Source organism: Sphingopyxis sp. L1A2A (genome assembly GCF_005502465.1).
In the GTDB taxonomy this organism is placed as follows: Bacteria; Pseudomonadota; Alphaproteobacteria; order Sphingomonadales; family Sphingomonadaceae; genus Sphingopyxis.
The window spans coordinates 57,135-78,730 of the sequence record NZ_SCOT01000010.1 but is presented as its reverse complement, the minus strand read 5'-3'; the positions used below and the strand labels follow the sequence as shown (position 1 = coordinate 78,730).

General features: G+C 64.9%; 23 protein-coding genes. 11 read left to right on the top strand and 12 right to left on the bottom strand.

The window, feature by feature from the left end:
* Positions 1-43: 43 nt before the first annotated feature.
* The 6 genes from FFS68_RS08615 (at position 44) to FFS68_RS08590 (ending at position 5,591) form a co-directional block, all read left to right on the top strand.
* Complete coding sequence (locus FFS68_RS08615) at positions 44-2,536, top strand: heavy metal translocating P-type ATPase (RefSeq protein ID WP_137752774.1); 2,493 nt, start codon at positions 44-46, stop codon at positions 2,534-2,536.
* A gap of 36 nt (positions 2,537-2,572) precedes the next feature.
* Positions 2,573-3,055: an SRPBCC family protein gene (locus tag FFS68_RS08610; RefSeq protein ID WP_171003785.1), complete on the top strand. Its 483-nt coding sequence runs from the start codon at positions 2,573-2,575 to the stop codon at positions 3,053-3,055.
* Positions 3,056-3,057: 2 nt separating this feature from the next.
* Positions 3,058-3,501: a disulfide bond formation protein B gene (locus tag FFS68_RS08605; RefSeq protein ID WP_137752808.1), complete on the top strand. Its 444-nt coding sequence runs from the start codon at positions 3,058-3,060 to the stop codon at positions 3,499-3,501.
* A gap of 23 nt (positions 3,502-3,524) precedes the next feature.
* Entirely contained in the window at positions 3,525-4,145 is a 621-nt protein-coding gene (locus FFS68_RS08600; protein WP_249340087.1) for a thioredoxin domain-containing protein, read from the top strand.
* Positions 4,146-4,161: 16 nt separating this feature from the next.
* Positions 4,162-4,848 carry a helix-turn-helix transcriptional regulator gene (locus FFS68_RS08595; RefSeq protein WP_137752771.1) on the top strand — a complete coding sequence of 229 codons (687 nt, stop codon included), beginning with the start codon at positions 4,162-4,164 and terminating at the stop codon, positions 4,846-4,848.
* A 77-nt stretch (positions 4,849-4,925) separates the two neighbouring features.
* Positions 4,926-5,591 (top strand): class I SAM-dependent methyltransferase, encoded by a 666-nt coding sequence (locus FFS68_RS08590; RefSeq protein WP_137752770.1) that lies wholly within the window; start codon positions 4,926-4,928, stop codon positions 5,589-5,591.
* Positions 5,592-5,598: 7 nt separating this feature from the next.
* Here the strand turns inward: FFS68_RS08590 and FFS68_RS08585 are convergent, their stop codons facing one another.
* A complete protein-coding gene (locus tag FFS68_RS08585; RefSeq protein WP_349290374.1) occupies positions 5,599-6,075 on the bottom strand; it encodes a DUF5990 family protein in 477 nt (158 codons plus the stop codon).
* A gap of 55 nt (positions 6,076-6,130) precedes the next feature.
* The gene (locus FFS68_RS08580; RefSeq protein WP_088440043.1) at positions 6,131-6,556 is read right to left on the bottom strand and encodes a helix-turn-helix domain-containing protein; all 426 of its coding nucleotides are present in this window, start codon (positions 6,554-6,556) and stop codon (positions 6,131-6,133) included.
* A 74-nt stretch (positions 6,557-6,630) separates the two neighbouring features.
* Between FFS68_RS08580 and FFS68_RS08575 the strand changes: the two genes are divergently transcribed.
* The 3 genes from FFS68_RS08575 to FFS68_RS08565 all read left to right on the top strand — a co-directional run bounded on the left by FFS68_RS08575 (position 6,631) and on the right by FFS68_RS08565 (position 9,266).
* On the top strand, positions 6,631-6,990 hold the full coding sequence (locus FFS68_RS08575) for a mercuric reductase (protein ID WP_088440042.1): 360 nt from the start codon (positions 6,631-6,633) through the stop codon (positions 6,988-6,990).
* Positions 6,983-7,207: a GDCCVxC domain-containing (seleno)protein gene (locus FFS68_RS18195; protein ID WP_137752769.1), complete on the top strand. Its 225-nt coding sequence runs from the start codon at positions 6,983-6,985 to the stop codon at positions 7,205-7,207. The genes FFS68_RS08575 and FFS68_RS18195 overlap by 8 nt, the downstream gene beginning before the upstream one ends.
* A gap of 136 nt (positions 7,208-7,343) precedes the next feature.
* Positions 7,344-9,266, top strand: a complete 1,923-nt coding sequence (locus FFS68_RS08565; RefSeq protein ID WP_137752806.1) for a cytochrome c/FTR1 family iron permease — start codon at positions 7,344-7,346, stop codon at positions 9,264-9,266.
* A gap of 61 nt (positions 9,267-9,327) precedes the next feature.
* On the opposite strand, the gene FFS68_RS08560 is transcribed toward FFS68_RS08565, so the two are convergent.
* Positions 9,328-9,966: a cation transporter gene (locus FFS68_RS08560; RefSeq protein ID WP_137752768.1), complete on the bottom strand. Its 639-nt coding sequence runs from the start codon at positions 9,964-9,966 to the stop codon at positions 9,328-9,330.
* Between the two features lie 68 nt (positions 9,967-10,034).
* Between FFS68_RS08560 and FFS68_RS08555 the strand changes: the two genes are divergently transcribed.
* Complete coding sequence (locus tag FFS68_RS08555; RefSeq protein ID WP_137752767.1) at positions 10,035-10,442, top strand: helix-turn-helix domain-containing protein; 408 nt, start codon at positions 10,035-10,037, stop codon at positions 10,440-10,442.
* Positions 10,443-10,474: 32 nt separating this feature from the next.
* Here the strand turns inward: FFS68_RS08555 and FFS68_RS08550 are convergent, their stop codons facing one another.
* The 7 genes from FFS68_RS08550 to FFS68_RS08520 all read right to left on the bottom strand — a co-directional run bounded on the left by FFS68_RS08550 (position 10,475) and on the right by FFS68_RS08520 (position 18,045).
* Positions 10,475-10,837 (bottom strand): copper-binding protein, encoded by a 363-nt coding sequence (locus tag FFS68_RS08550; protein ID WP_249340086.1) that lies wholly within the window; start codon positions 10,835-10,837, stop codon positions 10,475-10,477.
* Positions 10,838-10,859: 22 nt separating this feature from the next.
* A complete protein-coding gene (locus FFS68_RS08545; protein ID WP_137752765.1) occupies positions 10,860-13,994 on the bottom strand; it encodes an efflux RND transporter permease subunit in 3,135 nt (1,044 codons plus the stop codon).
* Positions 13,991-15,220 (bottom strand): efflux RND transporter periplasmic adaptor subunit, encoded by a 1,230-nt coding sequence (locus FFS68_RS08540; protein WP_137752764.1) that lies wholly within the window; start codon positions 15,218-15,220, stop codon positions 13,991-13,993. The genes FFS68_RS08545 and FFS68_RS08540 overlap by 4 nt, the downstream gene beginning before the upstream one ends.
* Positions 15,217-16,446 (bottom strand): TolC family protein, encoded by a 1,230-nt coding sequence (locus FFS68_RS08535; RefSeq protein ID WP_137752763.1) that lies wholly within the window; start codon positions 16,444-16,446, stop codon positions 15,217-15,219. The genes FFS68_RS08540 and FFS68_RS08535 overlap by 4 nt, the downstream gene beginning before the upstream one ends.
* Positions 16,447-16,508: 62 nt before the next feature.
* Positions 16,509-16,775 carry a hypothetical protein gene (locus FFS68_RS08530; protein ID WP_137752762.1) on the bottom strand — a complete coding sequence of 89 codons (267 nt, stop codon included), beginning with the start codon at positions 16,773-16,775 and terminating at the stop codon, positions 16,509-16,511.
* A 66-nt stretch (positions 16,776-16,841) separates the two neighbouring features.
* Complete coding sequence (locus tag FFS68_RS08525; RefSeq protein WP_137752761.1) at positions 16,842-17,207, bottom strand: hypothetical protein; 366 nt, start codon at positions 17,205-17,207, stop codon at positions 16,842-16,844.
* A 106-nt stretch (positions 17,208-17,313) separates the two neighbouring features.
* On the bottom strand, positions 17,314-18,045 hold the full coding sequence (locus FFS68_RS08520; protein WP_137752760.1) for a MauE/DoxX family redox-associated membrane protein: 732 nt from the start codon (positions 18,043-18,045) through the stop codon (positions 17,314-17,316).
* 167 nt (positions 18,046-18,212) lie between these two features.
* On the opposite strand from FFS68_RS08520, the gene FFS68_RS08515 reads away from it, so the two are divergent.
* Positions 18,213-18,611 (top strand): MerR family DNA-binding protein, encoded by a 399-nt coding sequence (locus FFS68_RS08515; protein ID WP_137752805.1) that lies wholly within the window; start codon positions 18,213-18,215, stop codon positions 18,609-18,611.
* 36 nt (positions 18,612-18,647) lie between these two features.
* On the opposite strand, the gene FFS68_RS08510 is transcribed toward FFS68_RS08515, so the two are convergent.
* Both FFS68_RS08510 and FFS68_RS08505 read right to left on the bottom strand, forming a co-directional pair.
* Positions 18,648-19,109 carry a nuclear transport factor 2 family protein gene (locus tag FFS68_RS08510; protein ID WP_249340085.1) on the bottom strand — a complete coding sequence of 154 codons (462 nt, stop codon included), beginning with the start codon at positions 19,107-19,109 and terminating at the stop codon, positions 18,648-18,650.
* A gap of 52 nt (positions 19,110-19,161) precedes the next feature.
* Entirely contained in the window at positions 19,162-21,483 is a 2,322-nt protein-coding gene (locus tag FFS68_RS08505; RefSeq protein ID WP_137752758.1) for a heavy metal translocating P-type ATPase, read from the bottom strand.
* Between the last annotated feature and the right edge of the window lie 113 nt (positions 21,484-21,596).

Sequence of the window (21,596 nt, the reverse complement as noted above, 5' to 3'; positions counted from 1 at the left end):
CAGAAAAGGTCCAGCAAATGGTTGGAATATTGAGGATTGAACAATGACGGAAACGGTCAGGCTCGATATCGAACTCCTGCTCCCGGAAGTGCCCGACGAGGCGGACCGCTGTATCGAACGGCTGTCAGGTGAATTGCAGGGCCGGCCGGGCGTCGAAAAGGCGCATGTCGTAGCCGCGCAGGGCGACGCGCCCGCGCAGCTTTGCATCCATTATGATCCCGACATCGTCCCGCTGGAACGGGTGCGCCAGCTCGCCCGAAGCGCCGGGGCGGCGCTGACCGAGCAATATCAGCATCTTCTCTGGACCGACGTCGAGGGGCTCGGACACACGCGGCGCGCTCGCACGGTGAGCGATCGTTTGCGTCAGCTTCCCGGCATCGTCGAGGCGGAGGCGAGCGCGGCGGGCGTGATCCGCGCCGAGTTCCGCACGAGCGATACTTCACTCGACCAGATTCGTCAGGCGCTCGCCGATATGGGCGTCTACCAGAAGAAGACTGTGGGAGCGGCCGAACCGATGCTAGCGAAGCAGAGGCATTCCGAGAAAGACGACCATAGCGGCCATGATCATGGCGAGCATGGCGAGGGCGATCATGGTCATGCCCATGGCGGCATCTTCGGTGCGAACACCGAGCTCTATGTCGCGCTGCTGTGCGGCGTGGTTCTCGGCATCGGTTTTGCGATCGAGAAACTGACCGCACTGCCCGATTGGGTGCCGCTGGGTTTCTATATCGCCGCATATGGTCTCGGCGGCTGGTTCACGCTCCGCGAGGCGATCGAGAATCTGAAGCTCAAGCGGTTCGAAATCGACACGCTGATGCTCGTTGCCGCTGCCGGCGCCGCCGCGCTCGGTGCCTGGGCCGAGGGCGCTTTGCTGCTCTTCCTGTTCAGCTTCGGCCATGCCCTCGAACATTATGCGATGGGCCGCGCCAAGCGCGCGATCGAGGCGCTGGCCGAACTCGCACCCCAATCCGCGCTCGTTCGCCGCGACGGCGAACCACGCGAGGTGCCGGTCGAGGAGCTGCTTGTCGGCGACATCGTCATCGTGAAGCCCAATGAACGACTTCCCGCCGATGGCTTCGTGATCCTCGGCCGGTCGAGCGTCAACCAGGCTCCGGTGACCGGAGAGAGCGTGCCGGTCGACAAGGAGCCGGTCGCCGATGCGAAAGAAGCCGCGTTGCGCGCCGACGCGCTTGAGGCGAAACACCGCGTGTTCGCCGGCACGATCAACGGCGAAGGCGCCATCGAGATCGCGGTGACCCGGCTTTCGACTGACACGACGCTCGCGAAAGTCGTCAAGATGGTCAACGAGGCCGAGACGCAGAAATCCCCGACCCAGCGCTTTACCGACAAGTTCGAGCGGATATTCGTGCCGAGTGTTCTCGGCCTCGTTTTCCTCCTTCTCTTCGCAGGATTCGTCGTCGACGAGCCGTTCCGCGACAGCTTCTACCGGGCCATGGCCGTCCTCGTTGCGGCAAGCCCCTGCGCGCTCGCGATCGCTACCCCGAGCGCCGTGCTCTCCGGGGTCGCGCGGGCCGCGCGCGGCGGCGTCCTCGTCAAAGGCGGCGGGCCGCTCGAAAATCTCGGCTCGCTGACCGCACTGGCGTTCGACAAGACGGGAACGCTTACCGAAGGACGGCCGCGCATCACCGACACGATCCCGGCGACCGGGGTCACCAAGGAAGAGTTGCTTGCCATTGCAGTCGCGGTCGAGAGCCTGAGCGATCATCCGCTTGCGGCCGCCATCGCACGCGATGGCCGGGAGATTTTTCCCGACGCTGCGCTTCCGGTCGCCACCGATCTGAAGAGCCTGACGGGCCGCGGGGTCGAAGCCAAGGTCGACGGCGAAATCGTCAGCATCGGCAAGGCAGAAATGTTCGGGACCGACGGCATCGCACCGCTATCGGCCGAAATGGCGACGGCCATCGCCGGGCTCCGGGAGAAGGGCCGAACGACGATGGTTGTGCGCAAGGGAGCGCGCGATCTCGGGGCGATCGGCCTCATGGATACGCCGCGCGCCGCGGCGCGCGAGACGATCGCGCGTCTCAGCAAGCTCGGCATTCGTCGCATGATCATGATCTCCGGCGACCATCAGAAGGTTGCTGAATCGATCGCTGCCGAAGTCGGTCTCAGCGAGGCATGGGGTGACCTGATGCCCGAGCAAAAGGTCGATGCCATCAAGAAGCTTCGCGCCGAGATGCCCGTGGCGATGGTGGGCGACGGCGTCAACGACGCCCCCGCCATGGCGAGCGCCACCGTTGGCATCGCAATGGGGGCCGCCGGCTCCGACGTCGCGCTCGAGACCGCCGACATCGCGCTGATGGCGGACGACCTGTCGCATCTGCCTTTCGCAATCGGTCTTAGCCGCCGTACCCGCTCGATCATCCGGCAGAATATGGTCGTCAGCCTCGGCGTCGTCGTTGTGCTGGTTCCGGCGACGATCTTCGGCCTCGGGATCGGTCCGGCGGTCGCGGCGCATGAAGGCTCGACCCTCATTGTCGTCGCCAACGCGCTGCGGCTTCTGGCTTATCGAGAATAACTGGGCCGTGGTGGCTAGCCAATATGGGAGGTGAATGTGTTTGAGATTGCGAAGGAGACGCTGCTGCCGCGGTCGCCGGCGCAGCTTTGGGACGTGCTGGCGAACTTCGACCAATATGAGCGCTGGAATCCCTATGTCCGGCCCAAAGGTCTCGCCGAACGCGGAGCGGAGGTCGAATATTCCTTCCGGATGAATCCGGCCAATCCGCGCTTTTGGCGCGTGACGGCAACCGTGTCCGAATGCGAGCCGGGTGCGCACCTCGCGTTCGACGTTAAGCTCAGCCGGCTGCTGCTCTCGATCGAGGAACATTTCCGAATAGAGCCCGCGCCGGAAGGGGCGCGGTTGGTTCACACCATCAGCTGCAAGGGCCTGATCGCGCGGCTCAGCCTGCCCAAGACGCGCCGAAATTTTGAAGTTCTTCTCAGCGAAACCGACCGCTTCCTGACCCAATATCTCGATCGGCCTCGACCCAAACCGGCAGCGAAAGTCATTCGCGCGAAGAAGGGGCGACGGCCGTGAGCATGATCATCCGCGAAAGGCGCGCGACGGGTCATGCCCCATGGCTTGCCCTTCTCGGGGCGTGGCTTGTTGCGCTGTCGGCAAGCCTCGGGGCGATTTTTATTGGGGAAGTGATGGGGCAGGCCCCCTGTGTTTTGTGCTGGTTCCAGCGAGCTTTTATGTTTCCGTTGGCGATCATCCTGGCCATTGCCGCGTTCCGGTCCGACCGAGGCGTTATCGCTTATGCCGCGCCGCTCGCTGCGATCGGCTGGGTCGTCGCCTTATACCATCTTCTCCTCTATCTCGGCGTCGTGTCTCAAGCGCTACAGCCCTGCGGCGCCGGACCATCGTGCGCCGAGGGCGCCATGTCTCTCTTTGGCAGCCTTCCCATACCGCTGCTGTCGCTCGGCGCCTTCACCGCCATCATCCTTTTCCTCATGTTTTGCTATCGGAACTCGAAATCATGAAAAGACAATCCGCTGTCGTCCTGATGGGCCTGATCGCCGCCGGGGCGTTCGCGGTCGGCGTCACTTTATACAGCGCGTCAGTCGCAGGCGAGCCGGCGCCGATTGTGGCGGCAGCCTTGCCCGCCGAGACCTTTGTCCGGCCTCACTCGCCCGTGATCGGACCCAAGAAGGCGCCCGTCACGATCGTCGAATTCTTCGATCCGTCATGTGAAGCGTGCCGCGCATTCTATCCCGCGGTGAAGCAGATCCTCGCCACCTATCCGAAGGATGTCCGCCTTGTCATGCGTTACCTCCCGCTTCATCCCGGATCGGCGGAAGCGATCGTCATTCTTGAGGCGGCGCGCCAGCAGGGGGTTTTGGAGCCCGTGATGGAGGCGGTTCTCAAGGCCCAGCCGTCATGGCACGATGGCCAGATGGACGGCGCCTGGGCGGCTGCAAAGGCGGCCGGCCTCGATGTCGAGAAAGCGAAGGCGATGCCAACCGATATTGCACGCGCGAATATGGAGGCCGATATCGCCGACGCGAACACGCTCCGCATCAAGGGAACGCCCACCTTCTTCGTCAACGGGAAGCCCTTGGCAGAATTCGGTCCCGAGCCGCTCTACGCACAGGTCCGTGCCGAAGTAGAAGCGAGCAAACGCTAAACTGATCGGAAGGGACATGGCGGTGACGGACGCGCGCAATTGGCCCGGCACTCTCGAGATCGGCGAATTTTCGGCTCGCTGGCGTGGTGCGGTTGGCGATTCGGTGACCCATAGTCATTTCGCCGCACAGGCCGTCTTCGCTGCGCCATCGGCCAGTGTCGAGCATGCGGGCACCGTCGTCGAAACGCCGGCCCTCCTGATCGAACCCAATGTTCCGCATCGCCTTGGCCCCTGCGCCCTGGCGGACCTCTATTTCGTCGAACCGACAAGGCACGCGGTGCTTCCCGAGCTCGTTGCAGCGATTTCGGCCGGGCCCTATCGGCTCGTTTCGCAACCTTCGGGTATCGCCTTCTGGGAGGGCTGGCTGGCGAAGGAAGAGCCGGCGCCGCGCGATCGCCGGCTGATCGATGCCATGTGGCTGCTCGACAGTCAGCTCGAGACTGGTCCTGTTCGTCTCGCAGCGCTCGCCGGCGCCGCAGGCCTTTCGCCCGATCGCTTCCGGCATCTCTTCGTCGAGCAGCTTGGCATCCCGCTTCGCCGTTATATTCTCTGGCGCAGGATGCGCCTTGCGGCACAGCGGCTTGCGGCCGGGGAGAATGTGACAGAGGCGGCGCACGGCGGCGGCTTTTCTGACGCTGCGCATTTTGCGCGAACGATCAAACATATGTTCGGCGTCAATGCGAGCCAGCTGTTCGCGGCCTAGGCCTGGCGTCTCAGCAATTAGCGCGACGTAGCCGCTTCGTTCAAGCCCGTCCGCCGCGTGCGCGCTAGCGTGTCGGCATGACCCAGACCAATGCGCAAGAGCAGGACTATGTCCCGCCGCTCGGACGACACGAACTCACCGACCAATATGATCGGGCGATCGCCCTCATGACACGCGAAAAGCGTTGGCGCTCGGAACTCATACGCCGCGTCCCGCCGACAAGCGATGCGCGGATCGTCGATATTGGTTGCGGAACAGGCACGCTCGCTATCGCCATCAAGCAGGCCTTCCCCGACGCCGAAGTCATCGGGATCGACCCCGACCCTCCGGCGCTCGACCTCGCCCGCGGCAAGGCCGAGGCGGCCGGGGTCGCGGTGCAATGGGAACAGGCGATGGGCGACCGGGCCGATGCTATAGTGGGAAGCTGCGACGTCATCGTCTCGAGCCTCGTCTTCCACCAATGCGCCATCGAAACCAAGCAAGCGATTGCGCACGCCATGTATCGGGCCCTTACCCCGGGCGGCCTGATGCTGGTCGCCGACTATGGCCTGCAGCGAAACCTGCTCATGCGGACATTATTCCGGCAGGTGCAGTTGCTCGATGGCTTCGACATGACCGAGCCCAACGCCAAGGGCTGCATGCCCGGCATCTTCGAAGCGGCGGGGTTCGCCGGCGTGACCGAGGCAAAGGTCATTCAAACCCCGAGCGGGTCGATTTCGATTTATGAAGGGCGCAAGGGCTAAGTTTTGATCAGGCGATCCGCCATCCGATCGGCCGGGTCGTGGCGCAGGCAGGTGTGCCATCTTTGCCCGTTCCACTGACCGTTATTTCGATGATACCGCCCCGTAGCGCACGATCCAGAAGCTCCTGCTCCATGTCATGGATGTCGATCTTCATCCGGCGCGTCCAAGGGGAGGCTTCGTCCCCGGCCGATTGTCCGATGCAGATATAGACAAACCGTCTTTCGGCACCTTCGCGTCGTACATGCTCGCCAAGGAATTTCGGTCCAGGGGCGATGCGGACTGGAAAATCGAACGACAGGGATTCGCCGGCGGCCGAACATTTTGCATCGATCGGTTGATTATCCTTCGTTTGAAGGCTGTGTGTCACGCCAACGACGGGCCGATCGATGACGATCCGCATCGCGATCGTAGCTTCATTTGCGTGCCCCATGCCTGTTTGTAATCCTTTGCCGCCCGGTGAATGCGACAAGCCGTCGCCCGTCAACCCCGTCGTTCCTACCTCATTTCTTCATTCATTGCAGCGGATGCGCGCGCGGTGGCTACGCGGCTTCTGCGTCCCGCGATCCTGCGCCAAGCGCGTCGAGCAGCGGGCATCCCGGCTCCAAACCGGCGTCGCAGGCACGCACCGAATCCGCCAGCACGCGTTCCATTCTCTCAAGGTCCGCGATCCGTTCGCGCACGTCCTTCAGATGCGACGCCGCGAGGTCGCGGACGTCGGCACAGCGGCTCTCGCCGCCATTTGCGAGTCCGAGCAGCGCGCGCACTTCGTCCAAGGTGAAGCCCAGTTCCCGCGCGCGTCGCACGAAGCCGAGGCGAGCAACATCTTCGCGTGCGTAGCTGCGAAAACGGCCCCGACGAGAGGGCGTCGGCAAGAGGCCAATTCGCTCATAATAGCGGATCGTCTCGATGTTGCAGCCGGTGCGGCGCGAGAGTTCGCCGATCTGGATCGCGCCGCTCGCAGCCATCGCAAAAATACCTCTTGAATCTATAGTTACTACAGATGGTAGAGCGCTCCGATGCCCCTCGCAAGGAGTCTCCCATGATCGACCCGCCAAATCAGCCCAAGGGGATCGCTACCGCCACCGTAACTCTGGCGGGTCTCGCCGCCGCGTTCGGCGTAGCTGCCTGTTGCGCGCTGCCTTTTCTCTTCGCGTCGGTCGGCATCGGTGCGGCGTGGCTTGGCGGCGTGGCCATCGTGGCGGCTCCATATCGAACGCCCTTGCTCGTCATCGGCGCCTTGTGCCTCATTGTCGGTGCCATGTTGCTGACGCGGCAGCAGCTAATTGCCGCGCGCTGCGGCCCCGGCGGCCTGTGCACGCCGCGCTGGATGCGCATTCTCACATTTTTTGGCCTGCTTCTCGGCGCGGCGCTGCTTTGGGCGGGTTACACCTATGTCTGACGCGGCGATCCAACTGCTTTCGACCCTGACTTGTCCGAAATGCGGTCACCAGTCGACCGAGACCATGCCGACCAACGCGTGCCAATATTTCTACGATTGCCGCGGCTGCGGTGCGGTTCTCAAGCCCAAGCCTGGCGACTGCTGCGTCTATTGTTCCTACGGCGATATCCCTTGCCCGCCGATTCAGGAGAGCGGCGACAAAACCTGCTGCGGGTGAGACTGTCGATGGCAGCTTGCCGATTGCCAAGCGCCGATTTCCGGTTGATAGCCACGCTCCGATCGGTCAATGCAAATCATTCTCAATAAAGGCAGCTGGCGTGGCGATTTTCTCCAAAAGCGTTTCCTTCGCGTTGATGCGTGCCCTGGGCAGGGGGGCGCTTGCTTTCCTGCTGATGACGCTGGTCGCTCTCCAGCCAGCGCGCGCGAGCGAGCCAGAGGTTCAGACCATTTGGCGGCTGCTTGACTATGTCGCGGTGGATTATCCGGGTGCGGTGTCCGGCGGCAAGGTCGTCAGTCCGGCGGAATATGCCGAGATGACCGAATTCGCAGCGCAGGTCGAAACGCGCTTGAAACGCCTGCCGCAGAAGACCGCCAAGCCAAATTTGGTGGCCCAAGCCGCAACCTTGCGCCAATCGATCGCAGCGAAATCCGCACCGGCGACCATCGAGGTGCAGTCGCGGCAGCTCGCCGGGGCCTTGCTTGCAAGCTATCCCGTTCCGCTCGCGCCGCGCTCGGCTCCCGACCTGGCGCGCGGCGCGAAGCTCTATGCGGAAAACTGCGCCATGTGTCACGGCGCGACCGGCGCCGGAAACGGCCCGGGCGCCGCGGGTCTCGATCCGCCCCCGATCGCCTTCACCGACGCGGCGCGCGCACGCGAACGCAGCCTGTTCGCGCTCTATCAGGTGATTTCGCAGGGGCTCGAGGGGACGTCGATGGCGAGCTTCGAAGCCCTCCCCGACAGCGACCGCTGGGCCCTGTCCTTTTACGTCGGAAGCCTCGCGTTTCCGGAATCGTCGCAATCGCAGGGCCGACAGACGTGGGAAAAGGACGCGCGCGTTCGTGCCGCCATCCCCGATCTTGCGACTCTCGTCGGCAAGACTCCCGCGGATATCGCCCGTGAACTGGGCGACGGCAAGGCCGGGCCGCTGACTTCATATCTGCGCCGCCAGCCCGAAGCCGTCGTTGCGAAACCGGCCGGCTCGCTGATGCTCTCGCGCCAGCGCCTCGACGCGAGCCTGAAAGCCTATGCGGCCGGCGACCGTGGCGCCGCGTCCGACTTGGCACTATCCGCCTATCTCGATGGTTTCGAGCCCGTCGAGCCGGTGCTTGCGGCCCGCGATCCTGACCTCATGGCGAAGATCGAGATGGCGATGGGGAATTTGCGCTCGGCGATAGGAAAGGGTCGCCCGCTTGCGGAGGTGAAGGCGGCGAATGCCGAAGTGGCCCGCCTGTTCGTCGAAGCCGAGGCGGCCCTCGCGCCCGAACAGGCAAGCGCCTCGTCGAGCTTTCTCGGCGCATTCGGAGTCCTGCTACGCGAAGGCCTTGAGGCGCTGCTGATCGTCATCGCCATGATGGCTTTTCTTCGCAAAACCGGGCGAACCGACGTGATGGGCTATGTCCATGGCGGCTGGGTGTCGGCGCTTGCAGCGGGCGCGGCGACCTGGTTCGTCGCCACCTATTTCATCGGAATCAGCGGGGCATCGCGCGAACTCACCGAAGGCTTTGGCTCGCTCTTCGCCGCGATCATCCTGATCTCGGTCGGTATCTGGATGCACGGCAAAAGCAATGCCGAGGCCTGGCAGCGTTATATCAAGGAGAAGATCTCCGCTGCCCTGTCGCGCCGGTCGGCGTGGTTCCTCTTCGGTCTAACCTTCCTCGTTGTCTATCGCGAGGTCTTCGAGACCATCCTCTTTTACGCCGCCATATGGGCGCAGGGAAATGGCGGTGCCATGCTCGCAGGAGCGGCGACGGCGGCCATTCTGCTGGGCTTGATTGCGTGGGCCATGCTGCGCTTCAGCGCGCGCTTGCCGATCACGCAATTCTTCTCATGGAGTGCGGCCCTGATCGCAGTGCTGGCGATCGTCCTGGCCGGCAAGGGCATCGGCGGGCTGCAGGAAGCGGGCCTGCTCGGCGTCACGCCGCTGGCAGAGTTTCCGCGATTCCCGCTACTGGGGGTGTACCCGACGGTTCAGACGCTTCTCGCACAATTGGCGGCCGCGATCGTCCTGGCCGCGGGTTTCTGGTTCAACCGGGCGAGGGCGCCGCACGCGGCCTAGCGGCGCCCCGCAAGAAACCGCGTGATTGCAGGCATGGAAAAGGGCGGGTTTCCGTCCTGCGCTACTGTGCGGTCTGTCCCGGCTTGTGCGAAGAAATCTCACCAAGCGCGTCCCGGATGATATCATAGGCCGAATGGAGGAAGAGCAGCGCGATGACACCGGCGACCAGAAGGTCAGGCCAGGCTTCGCCCGTCACGGCAACGAGACCCGCGGCGACAATAACCGCAACATTGGCGAGGGCATCGTTTCTTGAAAACAGCCAGATCGCGCGCGCGGTCGCATCGCCTTCGTTGCGGAAGCGGCTGAGCACCAGCGCCGCCGAGATGTTGACGAGCAACGCGACCACACCAATGCCGCCCATGAGGTCCGCCTCGGGGGGGATGGCGTGGAAAGACCGCCAGATCGCTGATGCAATAACGCCGAGGCCGAGAAGTGCGAGAAAACAACCCTGGACGAGCGCCGTTCGGCTGCGCGCCACCGCTGTCCAACCGAGCGCGATCAGCCCGATGAGAGTGATCGACCCGTCGCCGATGAAATCGAGCGAGTCGGCCTTGAGTGCCTGCGACCGCGCGAGGAAGCCGCCCGCTAGTTCGATGACGCCGAAGCCGAGGTTGAGGATGACGACGATCCAGAGCGCGCGCCGGTAGGCGGGATCGACGCCCGCGCGCTTTTCGTCGGCTTCGCAGCCACAATCGCTCATGTCGTCCGTCCTTTGCCGTTGCGAGTCGGACAGCTATATGCACCCTCTAGCAACTATAGGGTCAAGCGATGAAAATCGGCGAACTGGCGCGTGCGACCGACACGAAGGTCGAGACCATCCGATATTATGAGGGAGCGGGCCTGCTGGCGCCGCCGGCACGGACGGACGGCAATTATCGCTCCTATGGAACCGACGAGCTGTTGCGGCTGTCCTTCATCCGGCGCGCGCGCGACCTCGGTTTTTCATTGGACGAGGTTCGTGAGCTTCTCGCGCTCGCCGATGACCGCGACCAGCCCTGCGGCGCCGTCGATGCGGTCGCTAGCAGCCATCTCGCGACGATCGAGCGCAAGATCGCCGACCTCTCCCAGATGCGCGACGAACTCGCACGCGTCATCGGCGGTTGCCGTTTGGGAAAGGTCGGCGACTGCAAGATCATTCAGACCCTCGAGCCGTTGCGCGGCGCGTCGCGCAGATGACGCGCTACGCGGAGCCCGGGCCGCAACCGCGATCAGGAAGCGGGTAACGCCTCGATCCGCGTGATGCGCCCCGTGGCGCCGTTCCAGTCGAGTTCGAAAGCGACGCGGTCGCCAACCTTCAGGCCTTTGAGCAAATCTGCCGAGGCCTCGAACCCCATCGACATCGGCGGCCATTTCAGCGCGGTGATTTCGCCATGATCGAGCGTGACGAGACCCTTGGCCTCGTCGATTGCGGTGATCTTTCCTTCGCCCTTGCCATGCTGGACCGCGGAAGCCGGGGCGACCGCCGCAGCATCCTTCGGAGCGCTGGCTTGCTGCTTGTCGGCTTCGGGGCTGCAGGCGGTCGCGGCGATCAGCAGCAAGACGCCGCCGGTCAGAATGCGCATCGATTTCATATTCATTCTCCTTGTTTTCATGTCACGTCTTCGGGGTTTTCAACGGTTGTCGATCAGGCCAGCGCCGGCGCATCAACAGATAGGCGGCGGGGATGATGAACATCGAGAGCAGGGGCGCGGTGATCATCCCGCCGATCATCGGCGCGGCGATCCGGCTCATCACCTCGGAGCCCGTTCCGGTGCCGACGAGGATCGGGAACAGCCCCGCCAATATGACCGCAACGGTCATTGCCTTGGGCCGGACCCGGAGGAGCGCCCCGTCGCGGACCGCGTCCTCGATCGAGCCGTCGCCGCGCGCCGCGAGCGCCTGCTTGAGATAGATGAGCATGACGACGCCGAACTCGGCGGCGACCCCCGCGAGCGCGATGAACCCGACCGCGCTCGCGACCGACTGGTTGTAACCGAGCAGATAAAGCAGCCAAAGCCCGCCGGTGAGCGCGAAGGGTAGCGTCGCCATGATGAGCAGCGCCTCGTCCCAGCGGCGGAAGGTCAGGTAGAGCAGGACGAGGATGATCGCGAGCGTGACCGGCACGACGATCTTCATCCGCTCGGCCGCGCGGACGAGGAATTCGAACTGGCCCGTGTAGGAGATGCTGATGCCCGGCGGCAATTCGACATCGCGCGCGACCGCCTGCTGGATATCGCGCACCAATGTCTGGAGGTCGCGGTCGCGGCCATCGACATAGATCCAGGTCACTGGCCGCGCATTCTCGCTGCGAAGCATCGGAGGGCCGTCGCTGATCCGCACTCTTGCCACGGTGCCGAGGGTGATCTGCTGGCGCGATGGCGTGAGTATGGGAAGAGTCTCCAGCTTGCCGAGGCTGTCGCGGAGCTCGCGCGGATAGCGCACGCTGATCGGATAGCGCGCAAGCCCCTCGACGGTCTGCCCGATCGTCTCGCCGCCGATGACGCCGCCGACGATGGATTGCACATCGGCGACATTGAGACCGTAACGCGCGGCGGCGGCGCGATCGATGTCGACGTCGATATAGCGCCCGCCGGTCAGCCGCTCGGCGAGCGCCGAGGCGACGCCCGGGACCTTGCGGACGACCTCCTCGATCCGCTTCGCGGTGCGGTCGATCTCGGCGACGTCCGATCCCGCGACCTTGATGCCGACCGGGCTCTTGATCCCGGTCGCCAGCATGTCGATGCGGTTGCGGATCGGCGGGATCCAGAAATTGGCGAGGCCGGGGACCTTCACGCGCGCATCCAGCTCGGCGACCAGCTTGTCGGGCGTCATGCCCGGGCGCCATTGATCGCGCGGCTTGAAGCGGATCGTCGTCTCGAACATCTCGAGCGGGGCGGGATCGGTCGCGGTGTCCGCGCGTCCGGCCTTGCCGAAGACGCTCTCGACCTCGGGCACGGTCTTGATGAGTCGGTCGGTCTGCTGGAGCAGGCTCGACGCCTTGGCGGCCGAGATGCCGGGAAGCGCCGAGGGCATGTAGAGGAGATCGCCCTCGTCGAGCTGCGGCATAAATTCGCCACCGAGCTGGGTCAGCGGCCACAGGCTGCTCGCGAAGATCAGTCCCGCGATGGCCAGCGCCCTTCCGGGACGACGGAGAACCCAGTCGAGCGCGGGTCGATAGGCGTGCGTCAGCCAGCGATTGACGGGATTGGCCTGTTCGCTGGGTATCCGTCCGCGGATGAGCCAGCCCATGAGAACCGGGACGAGCGTGATCGACAGGATCGCCGCCGCCGCCATGGCATAGGTCTTGGTGAAGGCGAGCGGCCCGAAGAGTTTCCCTTCCTGACCCTGCAGCGTGAAGATTGGCAGGAAGGAAAAGGTGATGATGAGGAGGCTCAGGAACAGAGCCGGCCCGACCTCGGCGGCGGCGTCGGTGATGACACGCCAACGCTCCTGCCCGGCGAGCTGCTCGCCGGGATGATCCCTTTCCCAATGTTCGATATGCTTGTGGGCATTTTCGATCATCACGACCGCCGCGTCGACCATCGCCCCGACCGCGATCGCGATGCCGCCGAGCGACAGGATGTTGGCGTTGAGACCTTGGAATCGCATGACGATGAAGGCGATCAATATGCCGAGCGGCAGCGTGAGGATCGCAACCAGCGCCGAGCGCGCGTGCCACAGGAACAGTGCGCAGACGACCGCGACGATGATGAATTCCTCGACGAGCTTCGAGGTGAGGTTGTCGACCGCGCGGTCGATCAGGCCCGACCGGTCATAGGTGGTGACGATCTCCACACCTGGCGGCAGGCCGCGCTTCAGCTCGGCGAGCTTGGCGCGCACCCCCTCGATCACCTCGCGGGCATTCTGGCCCTGCCGCATCACGATCACGCCGCCTGAGACTTCGCCTTCGCCATTGAGTTCGGCGATCCCGCGCCGCATGTCGGGGCCGATCTGGACGATCGCGACATCACCGATCGTCACCGGAATGCCGCCCGCTGTGGTGCGGAGCGGCACGGCGCGAAAATCGTCGAGACTTTTGAGGTAGCCGCCGGCGCGAACGATATATTCCGCTTCGGCCATTTCGACCGTCCCGCCGCCGCTCTCCTGATTGGCGCGCTTGAGCGCGTCGGTCACATCCTGCGCGGTGACCCCGAACGCGGCGAGCTTCTGCGGTTCGACGAGGATCTGATATTGCCGCACCATGCCGCCGATGCTCGCGACCTCGGCGACGCCGGGCACCGCCTTGAGCTCGAAGCGCAGGAACCAGTCCTGCAGGCTGCGCAGCTCGGCGAGATCGTGGCGCCCGCTCTTGTCGACAAGCGCATATTCATAGATCCAGCCGACGCCGGTGGCGTCAGGGCCAAGCGACGCCTTCGCCCCTTCGGGAAGGCGGCTCTGCACCTGGCTCAGATATTCGAGTACCCGGCTGCGCGCCCAATAGAGGTCGGTGCCGTCCTCGAAGAGGACATAGACGAAGCTGTCGCCGACGAAGCTGTAGCCGCGCACGACGCGTGCGCCGGGAACCGAAAGCATCGTCGTCGTGATCGGATAGGTGACCTGGTCCTCGACGATGCGCGGCGCCTGGCCGGGATAGGTGGTGCGGATGATGACCTGGACGTCGGAAAGATCGGGGAGGGCGTCGACCGGCGTGGTGCGGACGGCAGCGATCCCGATCAGCGTCAGGATCAGCGCCGCCGCGACGACCAGCCCGCGCGCGGCCACCGATGCGCGAATGATCCGTTCGATCATTTCGCATCCTCCAGCGGCCGGACGGCGATGCCGGTCAGGCTCGCTTCGGAATCGAGGAGGAACTGACCCGAGGCAACGACCTTCTCGCCCGCGACAAGGCCGCGCAATATCTCGGTCTTGCCGCCGCCCTCGCGCCCGGTCTGGACTTCGGCAGGATGATAGCGCCCGTCGCCCGTCTCGAGCATGACGATGCTGCGCGTGCCGGTGCGGATGACCGCTTCGCTCGGCACAAGCAGCGCGGGGCTCGCATCGCCGCCCAGTGCGACGCTCGCGAACATGCCCGGGCGCAGGCGCCCGCCGCGGTTGGCAAGCTCGACGCGCACGGTCAGCGTCCGGCTGTCCGCTGCCGCCGTTGGCAGAATGGCCACGACGCGGCCGCCGAAAGCCTCGCCCGGAAAGGCGGTGAGCTTGGCGGTCGCGCGCTGGCCGACCTGCACCGCGCCCGATTGTGCTTCGGGGAGCGCGGCATTCAGCCAGACCGTTCCGAGGCCCGAGATTTCGGCGAGGGTTTGGCCTTCGGCCAAGGTCACGCCGGCGCGCGCACCCAGCGTTTGGACGACGCCACCGATCGGCGCGCGCACCGTCACCGTGCCGCTGGTGCGTCCGCTGCGATCGACCTGCGCGATTACCGCTTCGGGCATCCCCATCAGGCGAAGGCGCTGCCGGGCGGCAGCGGTGAGGTCGGGTCTGCCGAGCCGTTTGACGCTCAGATATTCGGTCTGCGCGCTGCCCCATTCGGGCAATTGCAGGTCCGCGATCGGCGCACCGGCGCGGATCACGTCGCCCGGCGCGAGCCGGTAGACGCGTTCGACGAAACCGCCCGAGCGCGCCTGGACGATCGCGACGTCACGCTGGTTGAAATCCACCGTGCCATTTACGTCGAAGGTTGCAGCGAGACTGCCCATTTCAGCCGCGACCACCCTTATTCCGAGGCTTTGCCGCGCCGCGGGGTCGACCGATATGCCGGGGGCCGTGGCGCCGCCGCCTTCATCGGCATATTTGGGCTCGAGCTGCATATCCATGAAAGGCGACTTGCCGGGCTTGTCGAACTTCTGGTTCGGAAACATCGGGTCGTAGTAATAGAGGATCTTGCGCGCGTTGCTCGTCGCTCCGGTCGGCGCTTCGCCCTGGCCGCGCTGCCCGATCCAATAGCCGCCGCCGCCCGCAATCAGCACAGCCGCCAAAATCCCGGTGCGCCACCGCGCCGCTGAAGTTGCATCGGTCATTGCCCCGTCTCCCCATAGATATAATTGATCCGGATCGCGTCGCGCGCCACCTCGGCTTCGCGCGCCAGCGCATCGACTTCGGCTTCCGCCAACGCGAGCGTCGACAGCAGCGCGGCTCCGAGATCGAGTTTTCCGGCGGCGTAACTCGCGAGGTCGAGTTCGGCGCGCTTCTTCGCGAGCGGCACCAGCCGCGACCGCGCATTGCCCAGCTGCTCGTGATGCATGCGATGATCGGCCAGATCAGCGTCGAGTGCCGCCGCGATGTCGCGCTTGGCCGCCTCGCGGTCGAGACGCGCGCGCGTCGCTTCGCTGGCGCGGGCCGCGATCTTGGGGTCCTGCCGCTTCTTCGAGAAGAAGGGGAGGTCGATGGTGACGCCGAGCGTGACAAGATCGCCATAATTGGGCTCGCGCCGCCCATAGGCCGCATTGACGCTCCAGTCGGGCCGCTTGTCGGCACGGGCGAGGCCGGTCTCGGCATCGGCCGCGAGGGCGCGGGCGTCGAGCGCGCGGAGCCGCGGCAAGCTGTCGATGCGCGCGCGCAGAAGCGATGCATCGACCATGGGCGGCGGCGGGTCACCCGCGGTATCAGCGGCCCGGTCGCCGGTGTAGCGCCCAAGCTGCGCGCGGGCGCGGGCGATCTCGGCGGCGAGGGTGCTGCGGCGGTCGCTGACCGCGGCGCGCAGCTGTTCGGGTTCGAGCGCCTGCGCCGGACGCGCCGCGCCGCTCGCAAGGCGCGCGGTGACTGTTGCTTGCAAATCTTCAAGACCGGCATCGAGCAGGTCGAGTTCTTTCAGGCGCTTCTTCGCATAGAAGAGGTCGACCCAGGCGAGCGCGGTCGCCAGCCGGACGTCCTGCGCGGTGACCGCTTCATCGGCCCGCGCAATCCCGATGTCGGCTTGCGCGCGCGTTGCGCGCGCCCGGCGCTTGGCGGGATTGGGAAAGTCCTGACTGATGCCGATGACCTGCATCGTGAAATCGTCGCGATTGAATCGCCCCGCGTCGGGACCGGTGACCGGGAAATCCTTGATCGCAAGGTCGAGTTTCGGATCGGGCAGCCGGTCGGCCGCGATCGCCGAAGACTCGGCCGCGTCGATCCCCGCTTCGCGTCCCCGCAGTTCCGGCGCCTGCGTCTCCGCCAGGCGGACCGCGGCGTCGAGCGTCATCGGCTCGGCATGGAGCGCGGACGATATCGGGATCAGCATCGCTGCTGCTAGGAATATGCGCATATGTCCCCCTCGAGAGATGATGAGCTTATGCCCCCCGGCCCGCAGGCCGGGGGACGGGACCGTCAGCCCTTGGCGGGTGATGAATGCAGTCCGTGCATGGCCTTCATGCAGTCGGCCGCGTCGGCCTTCATCATGTCGCAGTCGCAATTGGCCATCTGTGCGGTCTTGTCTTTGACCCAGACGCGCTCGCGCGGCGCGATGCCCGACTTGTTCGGGCCAGGAACCTGACGGAACTGCCATTCATAATGGCCGCCTGCCGCCTCCTGGGCGAAGGACGGGGCCGTGGTGATAGCCGCAAGCGCTGCGGCCGTCGCAAATATCATCTTCATGGTGAATATCCTCGGTTGAAATGCAGGAGGATGGGCGGCGAAACCAGTCGCCGCGCATCGCGCGTTTCAGCCGGGGAATAGAGGCGGTTCGGGCTCGGGACCGAGGGTGCGACCAAAAAGTCGCGTGATCGGGAGCTGGTCGACCGGTCCCGCTCGGTGGTCGAACGTCGCGATCGACGCCGCCGGCGTGGCCACCGCAAGCGGCAGGGCGCAGCCCATCTTCGCGATGCAGTCGAGTGTCAGGCCCTGACACGGTTTGTCGGGGTCGGATTTGTCGACCCTCATCATTTCCGCGCATTCGTCGCTCATGGCGGGCGCCGCGATCACGGTGTCGGCCATGGCAATGGCAGGCGCCGACGCGAACGCGACTTCCTGAGCGAGAAGGCCCAGCATGGCTCCGAACAGGAGCAGGAAGGAAAGCCAGCGTTTCACGGGTCGATGCATGATCCTAGTCGAAAGCCGCGTCAATTCGAAATTGGGGAGGCGGAGCTGCACTGCAATTCGCCGGCAGCCCCGCCCCGGTTACACCCGAACCGGCCTACCGCTGCCCCATCACCATGGCGGCGGGCGCGAGCAGCATCCACACGGCCATCGCGATCATCATCAGATTCTCGGTCAGCGATATGAAGCCGAGCGGAACGTTGCTGTCGCCGCCGACGCACGCGCATTTGAGCTCGCGCTTGTCGATATAGACCGCCTTGAACACCGAAACGGCGCCGATGGTCCCGATGAAGAGCGCGACCGGGATCGAAATCCAGCTGAGCGCGCCCGAAATCATCAAGATGCCGGCAAGGGCCTCGGCGAAGGGATAGATGGTGGCATAGGGAACCCAGCGCTTTGCGAGAAGGTCATAGTTCAGAAACATGCTCGAGAAGCTCTCGATGTCGCGCAGCTTCAGAAAGGCCAGCAGCGCCATGCTGAAGCCGATGAACCACTCGGCGGCGCGGACGGTAAACGGCGTGCCCGCCACAGCCTGGCTCGCTGCCAGCGCCATCAGGGCGGTGATCGAAAATAGCGCGATGATCGGCGTGTAGGTGAGCGCCTTGGGATCTCGAACCTTTAGACCCAAATGGCGCCGCAAATCGTCGTGACCGCCGATGCGCTCGCCTTCGATGAAAGTCTGCGGCGTCGTCGCGACGCCATGCTTCGCCTTAAAGGCATCGGTTTCCTCGCGCGTCCTCAGCCAGACGTCTTCGACCTCATAGCCCCGGCTGCGCAAGAGATGTAGGGCCTTCAAGCCATAGGGACAGATATGATGCTCCATCACCATGCGGTAGATCGTCGCGCGAGGCCGTCCGACCGCCTGTGCGCCGGGCGCGGATTGCCTGCTTCGAGCGTCTTGGAGCTGGGTATTCATGATTCTACCTTTCTTGATTCCCTTATGCTCCCTCTCATATAGGTTGCGTACCATAGTACGGAGTCAAGGCCTTGCGTGACATGACCATCGGACAGCTTGCAAAACGCGCGAGCGTGAATGTCGAGACCATTCGCTTCTACCAGCGCAAGGGCCTCCTTCCGGTTCCCGGCCGGCGTGAAGGAGGCGGCATGCAAGGAAGCGTGCGCCGCTATGATGAGGCCGTGTTCGGGCGCCTGCGTTTCATCAAGTCGGCGCAGGCGGCAGGATTTACGCTCGCCGAGATCGGCGAACTGCTCGAGCTCGATTCCTCCACCGATCGGACCCGCGCGCGCGCGCTTGCCGACGCGCGCATCACCGCCATCGAGAAAACGATTGCCGAACTCGATGCGGCGCGGCGCGCGCTTGTCGGCCTGTCGCGCCAATGCGCCGCCGCCGATACGGTCCACTGCCCGATCATTTCGGCCTTCGAGCAGGTCTAATCGGTTCGGGCTGAGCTGCACCGCTTTCAGGACCCCTTACGCCTTGGGCTTGCGCGAGGAGCTGTGCAGGCTGAGGATCCGCCACTTGCCGTCGGTCCATTTGAGGACGCTCGTCGCCACACCATCGCGTTTGACCATTTCGCCGTTCAAGAGCACGATCGTGTAGGAATAGGTCTCGGTCGCGATGGCCACATCGCCTTCGCCCCGCACCGACAGCTTGTAGTTCTGAAAGGCGAAGGACTTGAACGCTTTCAGTTCAGGCGCGAGGTGATGGTCGCGATAATGGACGAAATTTCCCTCGACGCCGCCGGACTCGAAAATCTGGGCGTCGGGCGCGAACAGTGCTTCGACGCCCGCCAGGTCGCGGCTCTCGATCGCCTGCTTATATTGCGCCAGCGTCGCGCTCGCGGCCTGATAGTCCGGGGCTGCCGCCGCGTGCGCGGGAACGGCCAGGACCAACGCGAGCCCGATCGCCGCCTGCTTGAAACCTCTCATCATTCTTCTCCCATTTGCGTGCCGGCCGACGTCCAAGGCCGCGACGACGCTTCACTCAGATTTTCACGAATCGCAGCCGCAGCGAATTGGCGATGACGCTGACCGAGGAGAGCGCCATCGCGGCAGCGGCGATGATCGGCGATAGAAGAAGTCCGAACAGCGGGTAGAGCGCGCCCGCTGCGATCGGGATGCCCGCAACATTATAGGCGAAGGCAAAGAAGAGATTCTGCCGGATATTCGACATCGTCGCATGGCTGAGGTGCCGCGCCCGAACGATGCCGAGAAGATCGCCGCGCAGCAACGTGACGCCCGCGCTTTCGATCGCGACGTCGGTTCCCGAGCCCATCGCAATGCCGACATCGGCGGCGGCGAGCGCGGGCGCGTCGTTGACCCCGTCCCCCGCCATGGCGACGATCCGGCCTTCTGCGCGGAGCCGCTGGACGACGGCGCTCTTCTGGTCCGGCAGGACATCGGCCTCGACATCGGCAATACCGAGGCGCCGCGCGATCGCCTCGGCGGTGACGCGATTGTCGCCGGTCAGCATGATGACCCTTATGCCCGCGGCGCGCAGGGCAGAGAGGGCTTCGCTTGTCGTTGCCTTGACGGGATCGGCAATCGCGATGACGCCGGCCGCTTGGCCGTTGACGGCGATATAGATCGCGGTCGCGCCCTCGGCGCGAAGACGGTCGGCCGCCGCGGCAAGCCCGGCGAGGTCAACGTCATATTCTTCAAGAAAGGCAGCATTGCCGAGGACAATCGCCTTCTCTTCGACCGAGCCGACGATCCCTTTGCCCACCGGCTGATCGACCCCTGAAGGCTCGACGAGCGCGAGACCCCGCTCCTCGGCCGCCTTGACGATCGCGAGCGCAAGAGGATGCTCGCTGCTGCGCTCGAGGCTGGCTGCGATCGCGAGCAGGTCATTTTCGTCGAACCCATCTGCGACTTCGATGGCAACGACCGAGGGCTTGCCCTCGGTAAGGGTCCCCGTCTTGTCGACGACGAGCGTATCGACCTTTTCCATTCGTTCGAGCGCTTCGGCATTCTTGATCAGCACCCCGGCTTCGGCGCCGCGTCCGACGCCAACCATGATCGACATTGGCGTTGCGAGGCCGAGCGCACAGGGACAGGCGATGATCAGCACCGAGACGGCCGCAATCAGGCCATAGGCCATCGCGGGCGCCGGTCCGAGAAGCGACCAGACGATAAACGCAGCAACAGCAACGGCGATGACGCCGGGAACGAACCAGCCAGAAACGGTGTCGGCGAGGCGCTGGATCGGCGCCCGGCTGCGCTGCGCGTCGGCAACCATTTGCACGATGCGGGCGAGCATCGTGTCGCGGCCGACCTTCTCGCTGCGCATCAGCAGCCCGCCCGTCTGATTGATCGTTCCCCCGATCAGCGCGGCGCCGGCCTCCTTTGTGACGGGCATCGATTCGCCCGTGACCAGCGACTCATCGACCGTGCCGCGGCCTTCGACCACGATGCCGTCGACCGGGACCTTCTCGCCCGGACGGATGCGCAGCACATCACCGACCGCGACATCCTCAAGTGCGACTTCCTCGTCGCTCCCGTCGCCGCGCACCCGCCTCGCAAGCTTGGGCGTCAAGTCGAGAAGTGCGCGGATTGCGCCGCTTGTCGTCTCGCGCGCCCTGAGCTCGAGCACCTGTCCCAGCAGGACAAGCACCGTGATAACGGCTGCCGCTTCGAAATAGACCGCGACCGAACCGTCGGCGGCGCGAAACGCACCGGGGAATATCCCGGGCAGGAGGGCCGCGACCATGCTGTAGGCCCAGGCTACGCCCGTCCCCATCGCAATGAGGGTGAACATGTTGAGGCTCTTGTTTCGGACCGAGAGCCATGCCCGCTCGAAGAAGGGCCAGCCCGCCCACAGAACGACGGGCGTCGCCAGCAACATCTGAATCCAGTTGCTCGTCGAGCGGTCTACATATTGATGAAGGCCGGTCAGATGGCCGCCCATCTCGAGCGCGAGCACCGGAAGGGCGAGCAGGAGCCCGATCCAGAAACGACGTCGCATGTCGCGATATTCTTCGCTCGGCCCCGCGACCGCTTCGGGCATGACGCGTTCGAGCGCCATGCCGCAGATCGGGCAGCTTCCGGGGCCGGAGCGCCGGATCTCCGGGTGCATCGGGCAGGTCCAGATCGCGCCCTCGGGGGCAATCGCCGGTGCCGCTTCCCGCGTTGCCGCGTAGCGCTCGGGGTCGGCCTCGAATTTGGCAAGGCAGCCCGCACTGCAGAAATAATGGTCCAAGCCCGCGTGGGTCGCGCGATGCGACGTTGTTGCGGGATTCACCGTCATGCCGCAAACCGGATCGACCGTTGCGTTATCCTCGACCGCCGCGTGATGATCTTCCTGCATGGCTTCGTCTCCTGTCGCTCATTCGTGCCGGACCCGGGCAACGGGCACCGCGGATTTGCCCGACGGTGAACCGCGCGGATCGCGGCGGAAGAATCGGGCCGCTACCTCTGATA

What these genes read in the sequence shown, in the direction of transcription:
- FFS68_RS08605 (WP_137752808.1), top strand. Translation starts at nt 3,058, where the DNA reads ATGATCATCCGCGAAAGGCGCGCGACGGGTCATGCCCCATGGCTTGCC.
- FFS68_RS08595 (WP_137752771.1), top strand. Translation starts at nt 4,162, where the DNA reads ATGGCGGTGACGGACGCGCGCAATTGGCCCGGCACTCTCGAGATCGGC.
- FFS68_RS08615 (WP_137752774.1), top strand. Translation starts at nt 44, where the DNA reads ATGACGGAAACGGTCAGGCTCGATATCGAACTCCTGCTCCCGGAAGTG.
- FFS68_RS08545 (WP_137752765.1), bottom strand. Translation starts at nt 13,994, where the DNA reads ATGATCGAACGGATCATTCGCGCATCGGTGGCCGCGCGCGGGCTGGTC.
- FFS68_RS08575 (WP_088440042.1), top strand. Translation starts at nt 6,631, where the DNA reads ATGATCGACCCGCCAAATCAGCCCAAGGGGATCGCTACCGCCACCGTA.
- FFS68_RS08590 (WP_137752770.1), top strand. Translation starts at nt 4,926, where the DNA reads ATGACCCAGACCAATGCGCAAGAGCAGGACTATGTCCCGCCGCTCGGA.
- FFS68_RS08580 (WP_088440043.1), bottom strand. Translation starts at nt 6,556, where the DNA reads ATGGCTGCGAGCGGCGCGATCCAGATCGGCGAACTCTCGCGCCGCACC.
- FFS68_RS08520 (WP_137752760.1), bottom strand. Translation starts at nt 18,045, where the DNA reads ATGGTGATGGAGCATCATATCTGTCCCTATGGCTTGAAGGCCCTACAT.
- FFS68_RS18195 (WP_137752769.1), top strand. Translation starts at nt 6,983, where the DNA reads ATGTCTGACGCGGCGATCCAACTGCTTTCGACCCTGACTTGTCCGAAA.
- FFS68_RS08530 (WP_137752762.1), bottom strand. Translation starts at nt 16,775, where the DNA reads ATGAAGATGATATTTGCGACGGCCGCAGCGCTTGCGGCTATCACCACG.
- FFS68_RS08565 (WP_137752806.1), top strand. Translation starts at nt 7,344, where the DNA reads ATGCGTGCCCTGGGCAGGGGGGCGCTTGCTTTCCTGCTGATGACGCTG.
- FFS68_RS08555 (WP_137752767.1), top strand. Translation starts at nt 10,035, where the DNA reads ATGAAAATCGGCGAACTGGCGCGTGCGACCGACACGAAGGTCGAGACC.
- FFS68_RS08560 (WP_137752768.1), bottom strand. Translation starts at nt 9,966, where the DNA reads ATGAGCGATTGTGGCTGCGAAGCCGACGAAAAGCGCGCGGGCGTCGAT.
- FFS68_RS08535 (WP_137752763.1), bottom strand. Translation starts at nt 16,446, where the DNA reads ATGCGCATATTCCTAGCAGCAGCGATGCTGATCCCGATATCGTCCGCG.
- FFS68_RS08600 (WP_249340087.1), top strand. Translation starts at nt 3,525, where the DNA reads ATGGGCCTGATCGCCGCCGGGGCGTTCGCGGTCGGCGTCACTTTATAC.
- FFS68_RS08505 (WP_137752758.1), bottom strand. Translation starts at nt 21,483, where the DNA reads ATGCAGGAAGATCATCACGCGGCGGTCGAGGATAACGCAACGGTCGAT.
- FFS68_RS08540 (WP_137752764.1), bottom strand. Translation starts at nt 15,220, where the DNA reads ATGACCGATGCAACTTCAGCGGCGCGGTGGCGCACCGGGATTTTGGCG.
- FFS68_RS08550 (WP_249340086.1), bottom strand. Translation starts at nt 10,837, where the DNA reads ATGAAATCGATGCGCATTCTGACCGGCGGCGTCTTGCTGCTGATCGCC.
- FFS68_RS08515 (WP_137752805.1), top strand. Translation starts at nt 18,213, where the DNA reads ATGACCATCGGACAGCTTGCAAAACGCGCGAGCGTGAATGTCGAGACC.
- FFS68_RS08510 (WP_249340085.1), bottom strand. Translation starts at nt 19,109, where the DNA reads ATGATGAGAGGTTTCAAGCAGGCGGCGATCGGGCTCGCGTTGGTCCTG.